The organism is Endozoicomonas sp. ALD068, assembly GCF_049310145.1.
GTDB lineage: Bacteria > Pseudomonadota > Gammaproteobacteria > Pseudomonadales > Endozoicomonadaceae > Endozoicomonas_A.
Genome location: NZ_JBLYNU010000004.1, coordinates 1035948 through 1056671 on the forward strand (window position 1 = coordinate 1035948; position 20724 = coordinate 1056671).

At 48.9% G+C, this 20724-nt stretch carries 11 protein-coding genes; 5 read left to right on the plus strand and 6 right to left on the minus strand.

What is annotated here, in order from left to right; all coding sequences use genetic code 11:
* Positions 1–2: 2 nt before the first annotated feature.
* The 4 genes from ACO6V5_RS03120 (at position 3) to ACO6V5_RS03135 (ending at position 7701) form a co-directional block, all read left to right on the plus strand.
* Positions 3–1847, plus strand: a complete 1845-nt coding sequence (locus tag ACO6V5_RS03120; RefSeq protein ID WP_422413351.1) for an F-box/WD repeat-containing protein — start codon at positions 3–5, stop codon at positions 1845–1847.
* Positions 1837–3642 carry an F-box protein gene (locus ACO6V5_RS03125; protein ID WP_422413349.1) on the plus strand — a complete coding sequence of 602 codons (1806 nt, stop codon included), beginning with the start codon at positions 1837–1839 and terminating at the stop codon, positions 3640–3642. Before ACO6V5_RS03120 ends, ACO6V5_RS03125 begins: the two co-directional genes overlap by 11 nt.
* Positions 3643–3820: 178 nt before the next feature.
* Positions 3821–5659 carry an F-box-like domain-containing protein gene (locus ACO6V5_RS03130; RefSeq protein WP_422413347.1) on the plus strand — a complete coding sequence of 613 codons (1839 nt, stop codon included), beginning with the start codon at positions 3821–3823 and terminating at the stop codon, positions 5657–5659.
* A 152-nt stretch (positions 5660–5811) separates the two neighbouring features.
* A complete protein-coding gene (locus ACO6V5_RS03135; protein WP_422413345.1) occupies positions 5812–7701 on the plus strand; it encodes an F-box/WD repeat-containing protein in 1890 nt (629 codons plus the stop codon).
* Here ACO6V5_RS03135 and ACO6V5_RS03140 read toward each other — a convergent pair.
* Genes ACO6V5_RS03140 through ACO6V5_RS03165 form a run of 6 tightly spaced genes read right to left on the minus strand, consistent with a single transcriptional unit; the run spans position 7676 to position 14884 of the window.
* Positions 7676–9406: a BatD family protein gene (locus ACO6V5_RS03140; RefSeq protein WP_422413343.1), complete on the minus strand. Its 1731-nt coding sequence runs from the start codon at positions 9404–9406 to the stop codon at positions 7676–7678. The genes ACO6V5_RS03135 and ACO6V5_RS03140 overlap by 26 nt on opposite strands.
* On the minus strand, positions 9400–11424 hold the full coding sequence (locus ACO6V5_RS03145; RefSeq protein ID WP_422441885.1) for a VWA domain-containing protein: 2025 nt from the start codon (positions 11422–11424) through the stop codon (positions 9400–9402). The genes ACO6V5_RS03140 and ACO6V5_RS03145 overlap by 7 nt, the downstream gene beginning before the upstream one ends.
* Positions 11421–12455: a vWA domain-containing protein gene (locus ACO6V5_RS03150; RefSeq protein ID WP_422134376.1), complete on the minus strand. Its 1035-nt coding sequence runs from the start codon at positions 12453–12455 to the stop codon at positions 11421–11423. Before ACO6V5_RS03150 ends, ACO6V5_RS03145 begins: the two co-directional genes overlap by 4 nt.
* Positions 12448–12975, minus strand: coding sequence for a DUF4381 domain-containing protein (locus ACO6V5_RS03155; RefSeq protein WP_422134375.1), 528 nt, complete (start codon positions 12973–12975; stop codon positions 12448–12450). The genes ACO6V5_RS03150 and ACO6V5_RS03155 overlap by 8 nt, the downstream gene beginning before the upstream one ends.
* Positions 12972–13907: a DUF58 domain-containing protein gene (locus tag ACO6V5_RS03160; protein ID WP_422413875.1), complete on the minus strand. Its 936-nt coding sequence runs from the start codon at positions 13905–13907 to the stop codon at positions 12972–12974. The genes ACO6V5_RS03155 and ACO6V5_RS03160 overlap by 4 nt, the downstream gene beginning before the upstream one ends.
* 14 nt (positions 13908–13921) lie before the next feature.
* Positions 13922–14884 (minus strand): AAA family ATPase, encoded by a 963-nt coding sequence (locus tag ACO6V5_RS03165; RefSeq protein WP_422134373.1) that lies wholly within the window; start codon positions 14882–14884, stop codon positions 13922–13924.
* A gap of 954 nt (positions 14885–15838) precedes the next feature.
* Between ACO6V5_RS03165 and ACO6V5_RS03170 the strand changes: the two genes are divergently transcribed.
* Positions 15839–20668 (plus strand): NAD-glutamate dehydrogenase, encoded by a 4830-nt coding sequence (locus tag ACO6V5_RS03170; protein WP_422492055.1) that lies wholly within the window; start codon positions 15839–15841, stop codon positions 20666–20668.
* The last annotated feature ends 56 nt before the right edge of the window (positions 20669–20724 follow it).

Genomic DNA, 20724 nt, shown 5'->3' on the forward strand with positions numbered 1-20724 from the left:
AGATGTATTCTGAAGTTAATCATTCCGACATAGCCGCTTCACCTTCACTTCCATCTGTGAGCACTTCATTGGGGGAAGAACCCTCAGGCGTCAGTGCAGGCAGGTCCGTCACTGTGCCTGACAAAGAAATAAAGAAATCAACTTCATTGCACGATTTACCCGGGGAAATAATCATCAAAATTGCGCGCTTGCTGGAATTTCAGGATATCGTCAGTTTACAACAGGTATCTACTCACACACACACTGCCATTAAAAACGATCCTGTACTGGAAAAGGCATGGTATCGCCGGTTTTCTTCACTGCACCAATATCAACTAAAGAAAATTCTACCTATAGAGGATAAAGAACAGCTCCGAAATTGGTTGCGACCGTTTACGAAGGATGAAACGTTAGTCGAATCAATATTAGAACACCGAAGTTATGATTATTTTCCTGCTCTGTTTTATTTCACCAAAGCTCGACTGATGTCTCAATGCAAAACGTTTGATGTAGATACTGAAGTCATCATAGACCATGATGACTTTGTGAAATCAGCTAATTTCAGCGCCGATAGTCGTCATGTCGTGACCGCCAGTTATGACAAAACGGCAAAAATCTTTAGCCAGAAGGCCAATGGATTATGGGAAGAAAAAGTGACCATTCCTCATAATCATTGGGTTGAAGCGGCCACTTTCAGCCCCGATAGCCGCCACGCCTTGACTTTCAGTTGGGATAACACGTCAAAAATCTATGGTCAGGGAGTCGATGGGTTATGGAAACATAAACTCACCATTACCCATGATGGTTTGATCGCATCAGCCACCTTTAGCTTTGATGGTCTCCATGTGGTAACCGCCAGTGACGACTTTAAGGCAAAAATTATTAGCCAGATGGCTGATGGATCCTGGGAAGAAAAACTCACCATTTCCCATGATGATTTCGTCAGGTTTGCCATTTTTAGCCCCGGTAGCCGTTTTATGATGACCGTCAGTTACGATCACACGGCGAAAATTTTTTGCCAGGGAGACAATGGAGCATGGAAAGAAAAAATGACTATTTTTCATGATTACTGGATCCGTTTAGCCACTTTTAGCGCCGATGAAGGCCGTCTGGTGATCGTCAGTTGCGACAGCAAGGTGAAAATCTATGACCAGATGGCCGATGGATCATGGCAAGAAAAAGTTACTTTTTTCCATAATTACTTTATCAACTCAGCCACCTTCAGCGCCGATGGCCGCCATTTGTTGACGGCCAGTGAAGATAATACAGCGAAAATCTGTGATGAAAAGGCCGACGGCTCTTGGAAAGAAACCATCATTTCCCACGATGACGAAGTCAACTCAGCCACCTTCAGCCCCGCTGGCGATCATCTGCTGACGGTCAGTAGAGATGGCAAGGTGAAAATCTATTGTCTGGAGGCCGATGAATCATTGGAACATAAAACCACCCTTTCCCATGGTAGCGATGTCGTCTCAGCCCTCTTCAGTGCCGATGGTCGTCATGTTGTGACCGCCAGTGAAGATGGCACAGCGAAAATCTCTGGCAGGAAGTCTGACGGTTCATGGGTTGAGAAAGCCATCATTTTCCATAAAGCTTCGGTCACCTCGGCCACCTTCAGCGCTGACGGCCGCCATGTGTTGACCACCGGTGAAGATGGAACGGCAAAAATTTATGGTCAGGAGACTGATATGTCCTGGGTCGAAAAAGTCATCATTTCCCATAATCATTCGATTAGATCGGCCACCTTTAGCGACGATGGCCACCACGTGATGACCCTCTGTAGTGATAACAAGGTGCGAATTGACAGGCTACGGGGGAATGATTTAATCGGGGTTAAAAACTTAAGAGAAACCAGATATGTTTTCTGACGTTAATCATTCCGACATAGCCGGTTCACCTTCGCTACCAACTGTGAGCACTTCATTGGGAGAAGAACCATCGGGTGTCAGTGCAGGCAGGTCCGTCACTGTACCTGACAAAGAAATAAAGAAAACAATTTCATTGCACGATTTGCCCGAGGAAATAATCGTCAAAATTGCGCGTTTGCTGGAGTTTCGGGATATCGTCAGTTTACAACAGGTATCTACTCACACATACACTGCCATTAAAAACGATCCTGTACTGGAAAAGGCATGGTATCGCCGGTTTTCTTCACTGCATCAATATCAACTAAAGAAAATTCTACCTATAGAGGATAAAGAACAGCTCCGTAATTGGCTGCTACCTTTTACGAAGGATGAAGCGTTAGTCGAATCAACAATAGAACACCGAAGTTATGATTATTTTCCTGCTCTGTTTTATTTCACCAAAGCTCGACTGATGTCTCAATGTAAAACGTTTAGTGTTGATACAGAAGTTGTTGTTTACCATAGTCATTATGTCAACTCAGCTGCCTTTAACCCCGATAGCAGCTATTTGGTGACCGCCAGTGTCGATCAAACGGCAAAAATCTGTTGTCAGAAGGCTAATGGATTCTGGGTAGAACAAGCCAAAATTTCTCATGATAATTTTGTCGACTCGGCGACCTTCAGTGCCGACGGCTGTCATCTGATGACCGTCAGTTGGGATTATACGTTGAAAATTCATAGTCAGGACGATGATGGATCATGGCAAGAAAAAGCCACCATTCCCTATGATCCCTGGATCAACTTAGCCACCTTCAGCCCGGATAGCTGCTATCTGGTGACCGCTACCAGGGATAACAAGGCAAAAGTTTATGGCCAGGGAGTCGATGGGTCATGGAAAGAAAAACTCAGCATTTCCCATAATGACTCGGTCATCTCAGCCGCCTTCAGCGCCGATAGTCGCCATCTGGTGACCACCAGTTACGATAGCACGGCAAAAATCCATGGGCAGAAGACCGATGGATCATGGCAAGAAGAAACCACCATTTTCCATGATCGCTTTGTCAAGTCAGCCATCTTTAGCCCCGATGATCGCCATGTGTTGACCGTCGATGATGATTACAAGGCAAAAATCCACGGCCAGGAGGACGATGGATCATGGCAGCAAAAAGCCACCATTTGCCATAAGGGGGGAGTCAACTCAGCCACCTTCAGCGTCTCCGATGGTCGCCATGTGGTGACCGCCAGTAAAGATGGTACAGCGAAAATTTATGGTCAGAAGACCAATGGCTCATGGGAAGAAGAAGCCACCATTTACCACGATCACTGGGTCACCTCAGCCACCTTCAGCGCCAACGGCTTCCATGTGCTGACGGCCAGTGACGATAACACGGCAAAAATTTATGGCCAGAAGGGCGGTGGGGTATGGGAAGAAAAACTCATTATTTTCCATGATGGCGATGTCATCTCAGCCATCTTCAGCCCCGATGGCTGCCACGTGTTAACCTCCAGTAAAGATGGCACGGAGAAAATCTGTAGCAGGAAGGCTGATGGATCATGGACTGAAAAAGCCATCATTTCCCATAAAGATTGGCTCATGCCAGCCACTTTCAGTGCCGATGGTCGCTATGTGCTGACCACCTGTAAAGATGGAACGGCAAAAATCCATGGTCTGGAGCTTGATGGATCATGGGTCGAAAAAGTCATCATTTGCCATGATGATCCGATCATATCAGCCACCTTTAGTACTAATGGCCTCTATGTGGTGACGAGCTTTAGCAAACACGTGATTGTTAATAAACTTCAGATGCATCATTGACTGCCTTGTTGTGACAAATAAAAGAGAGACCATTCTGCATGGTCTGAAAGACAGAAGTTTCGATAACTGCAATTAACACCCTGTAATGAACTTTTATTTCCAAACCGACTCTAACTGGTCACATCAATTTTCCAACTTCTCTGTTAATTAAAATGGACTAACTCAGGAGCAGCCAGACGTGCATTCCAGTAATAACCTCGGAGTAATTGATTCACCCTTACGGCCACCTGTGAGCACTCCATTGGAGAGAGAACCATCGGGTGCCAGTGCCGGCAGGTCCATCACCATACCTGACAAAGAAGTCGGGAAGACAGCTTTATTGCAGGATTTGCCCGAGGAAATAACCATCAAAATTATTCGCTTGTTGGCGTTTCGGGATATTGTCCGTTTACAGCAGGTATCTACTCATTTACACGGGGTTATCAAAAGCGATCATGCTCTGGCGAAGGCCTGGTATCAACGCTTTTCTTTATCACATCAAAATCAACTAGAGAAAATTCTTCCTGCTGAAGATAAAGAACAACTTCGTCATTGGCTGCGACCGTTTACGAAGGATAAAGCGTTAGTCGAAGCAATCATAGAACGCCGGGATAGGCATTACTTTGCTGCTCTATTCTATTTCACCAAAGCTCGACTGATGTCTCAATGCAAAATATTTAACGTAGATACAGAACTCGTTATTGATCATGATTACTTTGTCAGTTCAGCCAGATTCAGCACCGATGGACGCTATATGGTGACCAGCAGTTTTGATAACACGGCAAAAATCTTTGGCCAGGAGGATGATGGATCATGGGATCAAAAAGCCATCATTGAACATGAAGGTTCAGTCGAGTCAGCGAGATTCAGCCCTGAGGGTAGCCATGTGGTGACCGCCAGCAATGATGGCACAGCGAAAATCTATGTCCAGAAGGACAATGGATTATGGGAAGAAACGATCACCATAACCCATGATGATCAGGTTGACTCAGCCATATTTAGTCCCGATGGGTGCCATGTGTTGACATTCGGTGACGATAACAAAGTAAAAATCTGCAGTCAGGGTTTCGGTGGTTCATGGGAAGAAAAACTTATCATTTCTCATGAAGCTAAAATCAACACAGTCAGATTCAGTCGCGATAGCCGTCGTGTGGTGACAGCCAGTGACGACTATGATGCGAAAATCTTCGCTCAGCAGGATGATAAATCATGGGAACTTCAAGCCACCATTTCTCATGATAACGATGTCAACTTTGCCAGGTTTATTGACGATGGCCGCCTTGTGCTGACCGTCACTGAAGATGATGAGGTGAAAATCCATGCCCAGGTGGCCGATGGGTTATGGGTAGAAAAAGTCACCATTTTCCACAGTGGTGCAGTCAACGCAGTGAGCACCGGTGATGGCCTTGTGGTGACGGCCAGTAGCGATAACACGGCGAAAATCTTCGGCCAGAAGAGCGATGGATCATGGGAACAAAAAGCGATCATTTCCCATGGTTGTCAAGTCAGGTCAGCCGATTTCAGTCCCGATGCCCGCCATGTGGTAACCGCCAGTTTTGACAACACGGCGAAAATCTATGGCCAGAAGGCCGATGGATCATGGGAAGAAAAAGTGACCATTCCCCATGATGACTGGGTTACAGAAGCCTCTTTCAGCCCCGATGGCCGTCATGTGGTGACGGCCAGTGTAGAGGGCGTATGCACACTCTTTGATAAGAATAAAGGCGGCACGGCGAAAATCTATGGTATCAAAGCTGATGGATCCTGGGTCGAAAAAGCCATTATTTTCCATAAGCTTTCGGTCACCTCAGCTACCTTCAGCGACGATGGCTGCCTTGTGCTGACCACCAGTAACGATGGAACGGCAAAAATCTATGGTCAGCAGACCGATGAATTATGGGTCGAAAAGGCGATCATTTCACATGAAGATCCAATCAAATTAGCCACCTTCAGCACCGATGGACACCATGTACTGACTACCAGTAGTGGTAATAAAGTGCGAATTAATAAATTGCAGATGAATGATTGTTTGCTGTGACAAATAAAGGGGATGCCCTTGTAAATGTGCTGAAAGGCAGAAACTTTGTTATTTGCGCTTAACAACATGTTATGAACTTTTATTTTAAAAACACTTCTAAGTTATGTATCAATTTTGAATTTCCTGAAATAGTCATTTAGGAGAAACCAGAAGTGGATTCTACAACTAATAAATCCGACATGGTTGGTTCATCCTTACCCCCAACCAAGCACGCACGATTGGGGGAAGAACCATCGGGTGCCAGTTTGGGTAGATCCATCGCTATACCTGATACCGAGATAAAGAAAACAGTCTTATTGCAGGATTTACCCGAGGAGTTAACCCTCAAAATTATTCGCTTGCTGGAGTTTCGGGATATTACCCGTTTACAGCAGGTATCTGCTTACTTACATAAGGTTGTTAAAAGCAATCATGCTCTGGCAGAGGCCTGGTATCACCGCTTTACTCCAGAGCACCGATATCAACTAAAGAAAGCGCTTCCTACAAAGGATGAAGAACAACTCCATAACAGGCTACGACCGTTCACGAAGGATGAAGCATTAGTCAAATCACTTATAGAACTCCGGGAGAGTGATCATTTTCCTGCACTATTCTATTTCACCAGAGCACGACTGATGTCTCAGTGTGAAACGTTTAATTTGGAGCCAAAAGCCACCATTGTTCATCGTCATTATGTTGTCTCAGCCAAATTCAGTGCCAATGTCCGCTATCTGCTGACGGCCAGTCTTGATGGAACGGCAAAAGTCTACGGTCAGAAGGCGGCTAATGGAATATGGGAAGAAAAACTCACCATTTCTCATGATGATGAGGTTCATTCAGCTACGTTCAGTCCCGATAGTCGTCATCTTGTGACCGCCAGTAGAGATAATACGGCGAAAATTTATAGTCAAAAGGCTGATGGATCATGGGACAAAAAAGCCGTCATTTCCCATAAAAGTACAGTCATCTCAGCCACCTTCAGCCCAGATAGTCGCTATGTGGTGACTGCCAGTAAAGGTGGCAAAGCGAAAATCTATGGCCAGAAGAGCAATGGCTCATGGGAAGAAGAAGCCATCATTCACCATCATCACTATGTCAACACCGCCACCTTCAGCTCCGATAGCCGTTATGTGATGACCTCCAGTAGTGATAAAACGGCAAAAATCTATGGCCAGAAGGACGATGGATCATGGGAAGAAAAAGTCACCATTTGCCATGAAGGCTGGGTGGCGTCAGCCATCTTTAGCCCCGATAACCGTTATCTGTTGACCATCGGTCTCGATAACAGGGTGAAAATCGTTTACGGATCATGGGAGTCAGAAGTCACCATTGATCATGATGACACTGTCAACACAGCCATCTTTAGTGCTGATAGTCGCCATGTGTTGACAGCCAGTGACGATAACACGGTGCAGATCTATGGTCGGAAGGACGATGGATCATGGGGAAAAGAAGACGAAGACAGCATTTCCCATGGTGACCATGTCAACGCAGCTGCCTTCAGCCCCAATGGCCGCTACCTGGTGACGGCCAGTGATGATGACATTGCGCTAATCTGTGGTCAGAAAGACGACGGATCATGGGAACTAGAGCGTACTATTAATCATGATGACGCTGTCATCTCAGCCATTTTCAGCCCCGATGGTCGCCATGTGGTGACGGGATGTGTGGATGGCTCGGTGAAAATCTATGGTCAGAAGGCTGATGGAGTATGGGTCGAAAAAGCCAACTTTTCCCATAAAGGTTCGATCATCTCAGCCACCTTCAGCCCCGATGGTTGCCATTTGGTAACCGCCAGTGATTACAGCAACATGGCGAGAATCTTTGGCCAGAAGGCTGATGGATCATGGGTTGAAAAAGCCACCATTCTCCATGAATTTGGGATCACTTTCGCCAGCTTCAGTGGTGATGGCAGCCATGTGGTAACCGTCTGTTGTGGTAACAAGGTCCAAATTAATAAACTTTGCATGAATGATTCATCTCTTTCACTCACTCGGCCAGAATCATCCGGCCGACAAGAGTTTTCAGAGCTCAGAATTACTGGCCCGGATAAAGACTGTTAAGGCCATTGTTTGGTTCGCTGCTCTTTTGCTCTTTACGCAGTTGCGTGCACACCATAATCAGCTCCCTTGTATCGAGCTTTTGTTCATGACCTGAATAGAGACTGGCTTCAAGCTGGTTGAACGAAGCCACTAATGGATCACTGTTGAGTTTTTTCAAACACCTGTCCATGGTCGACAATCCTGAGTTGCCAGACAGAGCTTGAACCCATTCAATAAAACATCGGCGGATCTGAATCAGGTCATCGGCATTGCAGGCATTTTCAAATTTTTGCCAGGCTTCTTTCTCATTGAATCCCTGAGGCTCAGTGGTGGCAGAAGACTCAATCGTCGGCTTTCGGGAAGACCTGCATCGCCATAATGCCAATAAAGTGATCAGCCAGAGTAATCCAAACAAGGCAGATAAAGAAGGCCAAAGCCAGCCTGGTCCTTGTGTGGTGAGATTGGCAACCACTGGTGGACAAACTGTTTCTTCATTCTTTTCGGTAGTCCGGGTTGGAATGTCTGGAGTCGTTGTTAATACTTCGCCGTTTTCCGACGGCAGCACGGTAATGGTTTTGGCAGGAATGGTAGCGACTTTCTCGGTCCGGGTTTTGGTATCAAACCATTGATAATGCAACGGAGGGAGTTCAATTTTTCCGGGACGGGTTGGAATCAGGGCGATGGCTTCTATTCGGCTGCCAATAACACCCGTGTCTGTCGCCTTGTCATCGGTCGCAGACTTGTCCGGGTAAGTGTTGATGCCCTCGAGTCTGGGCATAGTAATGGCAGGCAACTGAACACCGGTGAGTCCTTCAGCTTCCACAACAATGGTTCGAGTGATGGCGTCGCCCACTTTGACCTTGTCCAGAGGTGCACTCCAGCCATCGGTCAGGGTCAGTTTTCGAGCAGGCAGCCAGACCGGACCTTTAAAGCTGTCTGGTTGTGGCCGGACATTGAGGGTGATTTCAGCAGATCGGGCTGCAACGGGCTTGCCACTCATTGAAAAAATACTGCCAAAAGTATCCCGGCGGTCTGGCATGGTGGCTGAAAAAGTCAGGCCCGGAATGTCCATCGGACCTGGTTTTTGCGGATGAATCGAGAAGTTCAGTTCAAAGACACCGTATCGGGTACCGTCCATAACCGTATCATAGTTCCGGGTTTCCCCCAGTTGTTGCACAATAGCACCGTCGATATTTACGGGTGAAAGTCGACGGTCGTCGTAAAGCTGTTCCCGATAGTAAATCTTCAGGGTCAGGATCACTTCTTCCTGAACATAAGGTGTTTCATTACTGATTTCAGTTCGGATGAAAACCGGGCCGATCCCACCTGATCCGGCTTTTTGTTCAGTGGGCGTGTTGGATACTTCCAATCGAATAGCTTTTGAAGTCATACCTTCTAATTGCAGGCTGGGTATCAGCAAACGACCGGACTTTTTAGGTGACAGCGTGATAATCCAGTCACGCCAGGATTCATTTTTACCGTTAATAATTCGAACCTGACGACTTTGGCGGGTCCCCAGTATGTCAAAGTCATTTTCCAAGGGTGACAAATCGGGGGCAGCACTGGTATCACTGTCTGTTCTGAGGGTGAGTTCCAGAGTCTCGTATTCTGCCAGATGAGTCCGGTCAACAGAGGCAGTCAGTGCAGCCATCCCCTGTGCAGTGAGAAACAACCCTGTCAGCAGGATCAGTACTTTACTGAGTTTGAAAAAAATTGACTTCACCATGACTGCTCCTGTTGTCTTTTTTGCTCTCTCTGTTGTTGAAGGAATTTGCGCCTGAGTAGGCCACCGGGGTCGTCCGGTATGGTTTTTAACCAATTTTCAATGGCTTGCTGGTCCGGGCTGGTGGTTTGCTGTTCTTCAGGATATCGCAGTGCTTGCTGCGCCTGATCACCCTGTTCCTGAGGCTCTCCGGCACTGGCTTGTTGTTGCTTGCTCTCAGCTGGATTCTGTTGTTCAGACTCCTGATCCTGCTGACCAGAGTATGAGCGTTCTTTCTGATCTTCCTGTTGCTGTTGGCCTGGCTGGGATTGAGAAGATTGTTCTTGTTCCTTATTCTGTTGACCAGAGTTCTGCTGTTGCTGATTTTCCTGACCCTTGTCGGAACTTTGTTGTTGATTATCAGAGTTTTGTTGCGGGTTCTGTTGACTCTGACCCTGCTGGCTCTGATCTTTTTGCTGATTCTGCTGATTCTGCTGATTCTGCTGATTCTGCTGATTCTGCTGATTCTGCTGATTCTGCTGATTCTGCTGATTCTGCTGATTCTGCTGATTCTGCTGATTCTGCTGATTCTGCTGATTCTGCTGATTCTGCTGATTCTGTTGATTCTGTTGATTCTGTTGATTCTGCTGTTGGTTGTTGTTCTGGCCCTGTTGCTGTTGCTGCTTTATCAGTTCTTCAATCAGCTTTTTATTGGCGGCGGCATCTTCCATGGCAGGGTTTAGCTCAAGGGCTCTGTTGTAGGCTGCTACCGCTTCATCGAGTTTACCGGCTCGGGAAAGAGCATTGCCCTGATTGTAAAAGCCGTCAGCGGTATCGGAACGGGCAAACTCAGTGGCTGCTTCTTCGTACATACCTGCCTGATAGAGAGCTTCAGCTTTCCAGTCCGGTTGGGTGAATTTTTCAGCGGCCTGTTCGGGCTTTTTGTTGTTGAGTTCTTCCATAGCCTGTTGGTTGCTGTTTTGCCAGAGACTATGCCATTCCAAAGCTTGTGCCGGGGGCGAGGGGAGTATCGCTGCCACCAGAAAGATAGTTAACCAGCCTTTTCTGAAACCGGCCATTGCCAGAGGCAAAATCAGCAGTACTAACCAGAAGCCGACATCCTGCCATTGGTCAAACTGACTCTCAACTCTGACTGAGTTGTCATTCAGTCCCGCTTTTGGCAGAACGGCTTGCAAATCACTATCATCCAGAGTCATGTCGGCATAAACGCCACCCGTCGATTGTGCAAGCTGACGCAGTTGCTGACGTTCCTTCTTCGGAATAATAATGGTGCCTTGTTTGTCTTTAAGGAAGCCGCCTTCGGGCAGGCTGATGGGAGCGCCTTCCTCGCTGCCAATGCCCAGAATTGAGAGAGTGCTGCCGCTATCCTTCAGCAGTGAGCGTATCTCGCTGACCTGCGTATCTGGAACCTGGTCGGTAATCAGGAGGATATCGCCCGCTTCTCCTGCCCCCTGCTTGAGTAATTCAACGGCCTCCTCAAGGCCCTTCAGGGCATTATCTCCCTGTTCCGGCATGATCTGGGGGCTCAGCGCCGGAACCAGATTGGCTAAAGTACGATTGTCGTCTGTTAAGGGCGCCGCAGTGTGGGCTGAGCCTGCGTAGGCCACCAGAGCTGAAAGCCCGTCCTTACGCATTTTAAACAGGTCCAGCAGTTTGTAACGAACTCTGGAAAGTCGATTGGGTGTAACGTCTTTAGCAAACATTTTGTGGGACATATCCACCACGACTACCATGGGCTGAAGGCTCTTGTTGACAGGAGTGGGGATTTTTTGCCAGGTTGGGCCTGCCAGTGCCAGAACAGCCAGTGTCCAGCCTGCCAGAAGCAGGTAGACTGGGAGTCGGTTCTGTTTCTTATTGCGACCCTGCAAAAGGTGTTGCAACAGTTCAGGGGCGATAACCCGTTTCCAGTCTCCGGACTGCAGCTGTTGACGCCAGAGAGCGATCAGCAGAATCAGACACGGGATGAAGGCCAGCAACCACAGTGGGCGTAGAAAATGGAATTGACTGATAAACGCATTCACTGGCGATTCCTCCCTGTCTGGCTAATAGATGCTTCAGGAAAGACTCTCAGTGTTGCCATAATCAGGCTGAGAATCAGGGCCAGTGCCAGAGGCCAGAAAAACAGCGCTATGCTGGGCCTGAAGCGTTCTTTGTTCTGCTTTACAGGCTCCAGGTTGTCGAGTTCGTCGTATATTTTTTCAAGCCCTTCGGTATTTTTTGCCCGGAAATACTGTCCACCCGTGAGCTCTGCAATTTCTTTCAGGGTTTTTTCGTCCAGGTCTTCAGAAGGGTTGATTCGACGTGCGCCGATGGATGAACCAAAGAGGCCTGGCTGAATCATTTCATCCGCTCCCAGGCCAATGGTATAAATGCGAATGTTTTCTGAAGCGGCCAGCTTTGCAGCCTGAACAGGCGTAATCTCTCCAGCAGTGTTGGCACCATCGGTCATTAGTATGAGAATCCTGCTGTCCTGGGGGCGTTTACGAAGATGCTTTACTGCCAGACCCAGGGCATCACCAATGGCGGTTTTGTTGCCTGCCATGCCAATCGTAGATTCATCCATGAGAGTGCCAATGGTTTTCAGGTCAAAGGTAAGAGGTGCCTGCAGGTAGGCCTGGGTTCCAAATAGAATCAGCCCAAGTCGGTCCCCTTTGCGTTGGTCAATAAAGTCGTTGAGGACGTGTTTGGTCACCACCAGACGATTCACTGCCTGGCCATTCAGTTCCATGTCGGCGATTTCCATACTGCCGGAGAGGTCGACGGCGATCATCAAATCTCTTCCTGATCTCTCTATTTGAACCGTTTCTCCCAGCCAGACCGGTCTTGAAGCGGCGAGCACCAGCAGCATCCAGATCAGCCAGGGGGTCAGGCTCTGCCAACGCTTAAGTGTTTCCCGGTGCTCAGAATGCTCACCGGCAATATCGGCCAGATCTCGATAAAAAGGGACCCTTAAAGCTGCACCAGCGGCACGGGGGGCGGGGCTTACAAAACGATAAACCAGCCAGGGCAGGGGGGCGGCCAGTAACATCCAGGGCCATTGCAACTCAAGCATGGTGTTTCCTGATCCAGCGGACTGTCAGTTTATGGAGCTGGTTCACATCAACCTCTGATTTGTCTTTCGCGGTGGACGTTTCTTTTTCTGTGGACATTTCGTTTGCCACAGGCATTTTTTGAAAACGGGCGTCGCCCAGAGACTGTCCGGGTTCCCCGCTGAATGCAAGGATGCCACTCTTTCGGGAGAGAAACTCCAGCCAGGGGGTCCCGTGAAGAGAAGCAACCTTTTCGGCCGGGTAGGCATGCAGTGCTGTCTGTTTTAGTAAACGGTTGCAGTCGTTAGCAAACTGCAGTGAATTCTGGTGATTCTGATAGGCGCTGAAAATAATATGGGCCTGTTTGCGTGCCTGCCTGCGGTAACGATTTCGACGAATGTAGCGAACCACAAATAAGGTCGTCAGGGTGACAACCACTATTATCAAAACGGCGGATAGCCACCAGCCGGGAGCCAGCGGCCAGAAACTGACCGGGTCGGGTAGACGATTGGGTCGGAGTTGATCCAGAGGATTGGGTGTCATACCGACCTCCGGGGGGTTATACGGGAGCCAAACCAGGCTTGAAGTTGTGAGCCTGTATCCTGATCAGCCCCAAGCTCCAGTAGCGGCACCTTGAGACTGGCAAGCTGGTTTTTCAGAGAGTTCTGAAAACGATGATGCCGGGATCGGTATTCCTGGCGAAGGTGTCTGGAGCGGGTGTTGATGGTTTGCTGATGCATGCCATTGGTAATGTCGTAGCGTCCGGGTCTGGGTAACTCAGATTCCAGCGGATCTGTCACTTGTATGGCCATTAACTCACAATGCCCTGAAAGCCGGGAAAGATGGCGAAAGCCTTCTTCGTCAAGCTGCTGAAAATCACTGATTACGAAAATATGAGTACCCGGATGAGCCACCCTGCGAGCGTGTCGCAATGCTCTGCCCAGATAGTTGTCCTGTGGTTGGTGAGGGATGGTTTCAGCCTTCAGGCTTTTATTATGATGTTCAAGCTTGTTGAGCAGGTGCATCAGGGTTTTTTTGGAACGCTTGGGACGAATCTCACTGAGTCCCTGTTCATCAAAAATCAAACCTCCGATACGGTCACTGTGCTGGAGAGTGGCCCAGGCCAGCAGAGCACCGGCTTCGACAGCAGTGACAGACTTGAAGTTCAACTGACTGCCAAAAAACATCGAATGACTCTGGTCAACCAGAACCAGAACCGGGCGTTCTCGTTCTTCCCTGAAAAGTTTGGTATGAGGTTTCATCCTGCGTGCTGTGACGCGCCAGTCAATGGACCGGATGTCGTCACCAGGTTGATAAGCCCGCACTTCCTCAAAGTCGATTCCTCTGCCTTTGAAAGGCGAATAGCCTGTACCTGCCAGCAAACTGCGGGCGTGGCTTTGACGGAAAATGGCCAGTTCCCTGGCCTGAAAACGCAGGCCGACCAGTTCTTTTAGTTGCGAGTATGCTCCACTCATTCTTTGCTCCTGGCTCAGGCAACAGGAACCAGATTCAGTAACTGATCAATGATGTAATCAGCGTCTTTTCCTTCGGCCTCTGCCTCAAAACTCAGCAGAAGACGGTGCCGAAGGACATCGTGGGCAACCGCCTGTACGTCATCCGGGCTGACAAAATCCCTGTCGTTCAGCCAGGCTCTGGCGCGGGCACAGCGATCCAGGGCAATCGTACCACGGGGACTGGCACCGTAATCGAGGTATTCACCCAGACGATCATTGTAGAGGGCCGGGTGACGGGTGGCATTGATCAGCTGAACGATGTATTCCTCAACCACAGGCTCCATGTGAACGGCCAGGGTTTCCTGTCTCGCGGCCAGAACGTCAGCCTGGCTCACGGGCGTAACCGGTTTTACCGGAGACTGCTTCATGGCTTCACCGCGGGCGAGCCTGAGAATCTGCCGCTCGGACTCTACATCGGGGTAACTGACCCGGACGTGCATCAGGAAGCGGTCCAGCTGGGCTTCCGGTAGAGGGTAAGTACCTTCCTGTTCAATCGGGTTCTGAGTGGCCATAACCATGAATACTTTAGGGAGTGGATAGGTTTTTCGACCCACGCTGACCTGGCGCTCAGCCATGGCTTCCAGCAAAGCGGATTGGACTTTGGCCGGAGAGCGATTGATCTCATCGGCCAACACCAGATTCTGAAAGATAGGACCAGGCTGGAAGTGGAAGCTGCCGTCTTCAGGGGTATAAATATCGGTACCGGTAACGTCTGCCGGCAGCAGGTCCGGTGTGAACTGGATACGGTGGAATCCAGCCTCCAGACCGTCGGCCAGGGCCTTGACGGCCCGGGTTTTTGCCAGGCCCGGGGCGCCTTCGACCAACAAGTGTCCATCGGCCAGCAGGGTGATCAATAAACGGTCTACCAGATGCTCCTGTCCGATAATACTGTTACACAGGTACTGCCTGAGTTCATTCAATACTGAATTGTTAGACATAGAATCTTGAATCCCGGATAGCTTCTGGCGGCTGAGCGGTGGACATGCCTGACAGCTGCCTGTGATTATATGAGTTCGTTACCGTATCCGAACAGCGACAACAGATACCTTATTCATCTTGCTTTTATAAGATGCCTCTAGGAGCCTGACCGAGAATAGACTGCCCTACTGCGGCGGCAGCAAATTGGTCTGAAAATCCGCTTTTGTTCGTCAAATAGCTCGCTATTCTCCTCACAAAACCGAATTTTCATCCTCAATTTTCTGCCGTCCTCGCTACGGGCGCTATTCTCGGTCAGGCTCCTAGGAGGCTGACCGAGAATAGACTGCCCTACTGCGGCGGCAGCAAATTGGTCTGAAAATCCGCTTTTGTTCGTCAAATAGCTCGCTATTCTCCTCACAAAACCGAATTTTCATCCTCAATTTTCTGCCGTCCTCGCTACGGGCGCTATTCTCGGTCAGCCTCCTAGTAAGGCTTTGATAGTGTTAGCCGGTTCGGTTCACCCTGTTCTACCTGTTGCATTTGGTTTCATCGTTGGGTCCAGCCAGCATTCTCCATGTTGAAAGTCCGGTTGGGCAAAGCCCACGGTCTTTACCTACAGTCAGGTAGAGAATTTGTAATATAGGTTCAGTAGCCGCTCAGGTCTAGTCGTCCATGGGAAGCTGTCCGTTATCTGACAACTTCTTTTCGAATTCTGGACAGAGAGACTCAAGACTCTTTTATAAGAGTGCAAAGGCCGATAAGTTAGTAACAGGTCGGGTGAATTCACTTTAGACAGCGTCTTTCCCTGAAAAGTTTCCTTTCAGGCTATAAACCTGTTCATTGTGCTCATCCCTGCCAAAAGATTTCTCGAACGGAACCGCTATTATTCAGAAGCTGTTGACTTAGTCGTTTTCAGGCTGACAAGGATGTCAACGGGCCTTGGCAATACATTTTTCTTAACCGGAGATGCCAGCATGGGTCATCACGAGACTTTGGAACGAAAGGAGTATTTGGACAAAATTATTGAGGAGTTAAGCCCCCAGATACCCGAACAGCAGAAAGAACCTCTTCGTGAGTTTGTATATCAGTACTATTTCATGGATATCCGACGGGAGTTGAACAAATGTCGGCGTCGGGACCTTCTGGGCTCAACCCTTTCGTTCTGGAAGTTTATCCAGCACCATGATCCTGAGCGTCCGGAAATAGAGGTATTGAATCCGGATTATCCCCATCACGGCTGGCACTCAACCCATACCATACTCAGACTGATTCACCGGGATATGCCTTTCCTGGTGGACTCCCTCAGAATGAAATTGAATGAGCGTGGCCTGACCATACATAACCTGCGCAATACCGTCATTCATAACCGCAGGGACAGCCAGTTTAACCTGGTGTTCGATATGAACACCGAGGCCACGGTTCACAGGGAAGCGATTATCTTCGTAGAGATTGATCGCCAGGATAATGAAGAAGAACTGGAGGCTATTGCCGAGCAGGTGGCTGCGGTGATGGCTGATGTAGCCAGGGTGGTTGAAGACTACCGGTCCATGTCAAGTCGTGTCGAGCAGTTGGCAAGCTCTATGGTCGGGGGGCAGGCAGAGCAGGTTAAGGAGTTTCTGAACTGGCTGTTGAACAACAACTTCACGTTTCTCGGTTACGAAGAGCTCAAAGTGTCAGAAAGTGAAGGTCAGCGCCAGATTATTCGTCCTTCCGATTCATTGCTGGGACTTTTGAGAACCACCCACAAGGGGGAAATCGGTCAGCACGAACTGGAGCCTTTTATAGAAAAGGACTTCTTTGAGCAAAAAGACTGGCTTTCCTTCTCCAAGGCGGCTGTCCGATCCAGTGTTCATCGTCCCGCTTATCCCGATTTCATCACGGTAAGACAATTTGCAGAGGATGGCTCGGTGGTGGGTGAGACCAGAATTGTGGGTCTGTATACCTCTCCGGTTTATCGTCAGAGCCCTTTCTCGATTCCTTATATCAATCACAAGGCCCGGGAAGTGATTGAGCGTTCCGAGCTGGATCCCAAAAGTCACCATGGCAAGGATCTGGAACAGGTTCTGGAAGTTTTCCCCCGTGATGAACTGTTTCAGACACCCAGAGAGCAACTGTTCACCACGGCAATGTCTATCCTCAGGATTCAGGAGCGCAAGAAGATCCGGATCTATATCCGTCAGGATCCTTATGGCACTTTTTGTTCCGCACTGGTGTTTGTCCCCCGAGATGTCTATAGCACCAGCCTGCGGCTCAAGATGGAAGAGATTCTCTGCCAGCGGCTCTGTGCGGTTGACTCGGAGTTCACCACGTATTTTTCCGAGTCTGTTCTGGCCAGGGTGCATTTTATATTCAAGCTGCGTGGGCGAATTGAGTATGATCTGGAGGCGATCAATGATGAGCTGACCCTGGCCACCCGCTCCTGGATTGATGAGTTTCGTTCAGCGCTTCTGGAATCCAATGGCGAAGCCAAGGGCAATCAGCTGGTTGCCAGATATGCCTCAGGATTTTCTGCCGGTTACAAAGAGGCATTTTCGCCAGAGTCAGCGGTTGTTGATGTTGAACACTTTGAGCGCATCAATGAAAAATCATCACTGTCTATGGGATTCTACCGCTCTCTGGACGATGAGCCTGGCCGTATTCATTTCAAGCTGTATCACTATATCGAACCACTGCCACTGGCTGACCAGATCCCGATTATTGAGAACCTGGGGCTGAGGGTGCTGGCTGAGTATCCCTACCTGATTCGCAAGAGCGATGGTCAGCTCATCTGGATTCATGACTTTCTGTTGTGCTATGACCCACAAAAGTCGATGGATATCCAGAAAGTTGACAAGACCTTCAAGGAGGCATTTGAAAAGGTCTGGTTCGGGGAAGCTGAGAATGACCGGTTTAATCTGCTGGTGCTGGCCTGTGGTATGAGCTGGCGTCAGGTAGCCATGCTGCGATCCTATTCCCGGTACATCAAACAGATTCGGATGGGGTTCAGTCAAACTTACATTGCTGAAACCTTATGCAACAATATAGAAATTACTCGCATGCTGGTGGCGTTGTTCGAAACACGCTTTAACCCTGAGTTGTCTCTGTCCAACTCCCAGCGGCTTGGACGACAGCAGCAGATTCAGCAAGCGATTCTTGAGGCTCTGGATCAGGTGACGGTGCTCACTGAAGACCAGATTGTTCGCCGTTTTCAGAGTGTGATCATGGCCACCCTGAGAACCAATTTCTACCAGCTTGATTGTGATGGTAATACAAAGTCGTATATTTCCTATAAATTGTCACCACGGGAAATTCCTGATATTCCAAAGCCAGTGCCACTTTACGAAATTTTTGTTTACTCGCCCAGGGTAGAAGGTATCCATCTCCGGGGTGGCAAGGTCGCGCGGGGAGGGCTGCGATGGTCTGACCGGGTGGAAGATTACCGGACTGAGGTTCTGGGTCTGGTCAAGGCTCAGCAGGTCAAAAATGCCCTGATTGTTCCGGTGGGTGCCAAAGGAGGTTTTGTTGCCAAACAGCTGCCGGTAGATGGTCATCGCGAAGCCATCATGGAAGAAGGGGTGGCCTGTTATCAGACGTTTATTCGTGCTTTGTTGGATATCACTGATAATCTTTCTGAATCCGATGTTATCCATCCGAAGTCTGTCGTATTTTATGACGATGATGATACTTACCTGGTGGTGGCAGCTGATAAGGGAACCGCCACTTTCTCAGACGTTGCCAATGAGATTGCTCACGAATACGACTTCTGGCTGGGCGATGCTTTTGCCTCCGGAGGCAGTGTCGGTTATGACCATAAGAAAATGGGTATTACCGCCAAAGGGGCCTGGGTTTCGGTACAGCGTCATTTCCGTGAGCGGGGAGTGAATGTTCAGGAAGATCCCATCTCGGTCATTGGCGTCGGGGATATGTCCGGGGATGTTTTTGGTAACGGTATGCTCTCTTCTGAAACGTTGGAAATGGTCGCTGCCTTCAACCATCAACACATATTTGTGGATCCAAACCCTGATGTAAATCGCAGTTATCTTGAACGGCTGAGGTTATTTAATCTTCCCCGTTCCAGCTGGCAGGATTATGACAAGTCTCTGATTTCCAGGGGCGGTGGGATCTTCTCCCGCAACGCCAAGTCCGTAACCATTTCAAACGAAATGAAGGAGCGCTTTGATATCAAAGCAGGCCGAATGACGCCTAATGAATTGATACGTTCGCTGTTAAGGGCTCCCGTCGATTTGATCTGGAATGGTGGTATTGGCACCTATGTGAAAGCCATTAATGAAAGTCATGCCGATGTCGGTGACAAGGCCAATGACCCACTACGTATCAACGGCTGTGAGCTCAGGGCCAAAGTGGTAGGTGAAGGTGGTAATCTGGGTCTCAGCCAGTTGGGAAGGGTTGAGTATTCCCTGCAGGGTGGCGCACTGAATACAGACTTTATTGATAATTCTGGTGGGGTTGACTGCTCTGACCACGAAGTAAATATCAAGATTCTTCTCAACGATATTGTCGCCAGTGGTGACATGACTGTGAAACAGCGCAATGCATTACTGGAACGCATGACCGACGATGTTTCCAGACTGGTTCTTTCCAATAACTATCGCCAGACTCAGGCGCTCTCCCTGGCAGAATTAGAAGTCCGTAATCGCATGGATGAATACCGACGCTTCATGGAGTACCTGGAAGGGGAAGGCAAACTTGACCGGTCTATTGAGTTCCTGCCTGATAATGAAGCCCTTGCAGAACGGTTGTCAGCGGGTCAGGGGTTAACCCGTCCGGAATTGTCGTTGTTGATCTCATACAGTAAAGCGGACCTCAAGGAAGCACTGATCAGTTCGGATGTGATTGATGAGCCCTACATGACCCGTGAGTTGCATACCTCTTTCCCTGATACTCTGGTAGAAAAGTTTTCAGAACAGATTGATCAACACCGTCTGAGAAGGGAAATTGTAGCAACCCAGACAGCCAATCATATGATTGACATGATGGGGATCACTCACGTGCTCAGGGTTCATCAGACCACCGGTGCCAGTGCGGCGGAGATTGCCCGGGCCTTTATGGTCAGTCGGGAGGTTTTCGGTATCTCTGATTACTGGCAGGCCATCGAAAATATGGATAACCAGATTCCCAGCAGTCTGCAGCAGCAAATGATGGTGTCGCTGATCAAACTGACCCGTCGTGCCAGCCGCTGGTTTATCCAGCTCAAACGTCAGGATCTGGTAGCAGCAGAGTGTATTGAACATTTTGGTCCACTGATCAGTAGCTTTATCGAGTCGTTTACTGAATACCTCAGTGAGTCCGAGAGAGAAGAGCTGGATAGCAAAATGGCTGAGATGAACAGTCATCAGGTGCCAAAAAATCTGGCCAAAGTCGTTTGTAGCCTGAGACACCTGTTGAGTGCCCTGTCAATTATTCAGGCCGCCGATCAGACCGGGCAACCTATAGAAAAGGTCGCCCGGACTTACTTTGCAGTGGGTGAGCGGCTGGAGCTGAACTGGTACAGCGTACAGTTGGGCAATATAGAGGTGACCAATCACTGGCAGTCATTAGCCCGTAATAGTATTCGTGACGAGTTGACCTGGCAGCAGATCGCTTTGACGGTTGCATTACTCAATACCGGCAGTGAAGAGGAAGACCTTACTCTGAAGCTGGATGAATGGATGGTGCAGCACCAGGGGCTGGTGGCTCGCTGGCAGGCTATGTTATCCGAAATTCGTAATGCCAGTGTGCACGAAATGGTGATGTTTACTGTGGCCAATCGGGAGCTGATGGGGCTGGCTCAGGCCAGCAGCCTGCCGGTACAAACTATTAAGTGAATGATCTATCACTCAGGCACGGAGGCCAGGAGCAGTGAATATAGAAGGCACGGGTG

Coding starts and splice junctions, on each gene's coding strand:
- ACO6V5_RS03120 (WP_422413351.1), top strand. CDS start 3: ATGTATTCTGAAGTTAATCATTCCGACATAGCCGCTTCACCTTCACTT.
- ACO6V5_RS03125 (WP_422413349.1), top strand. CDS start 1,837: ATGTTTTCTGACGTTAATCATTCCGACATAGCCGGTTCACCTTCGCTA.
- ACO6V5_RS03140 (WP_422413343.1), bottom strand. CDS start 9,406: ATGGTGAAGTCAATTTTTTTCAAACTCAGTAAAGTACTGATCCTGCTG.
- ACO6V5_RS03150 (WP_422134376.1), bottom strand. CDS start 12,455: ATGCTTGAGTTGCAATGGCCCTGGATGTTACTGGCCGCCCCCCTGCCC.
- ACO6V5_RS03155 (WP_422134375.1), bottom strand. CDS start 12,975: ATGACACCCAATCCTCTGGATCAACTCCGACCCAATCGTCTACCCGAC.
- ACO6V5_RS03160 (WP_422413875.1), bottom strand. CDS start 13,907: ATGAGTGGAGCATACTCGCAACTAAAAGAACTGGTCGGCCTGCGTTTT.
- ACO6V5_RS03165 (WP_422134373.1), bottom strand. CDS start 14,884: ATGTCTAACAATTCAGTATTGAATGAACTCAGGCAGTACCTGTGTAAC.
- ACO6V5_RS03170 (WP_422492055.1), top strand. CDS start 15,839: ATGGGTCATCACGAGACTTTGGAACGAAAGGAGTATTTGGACAAAATT.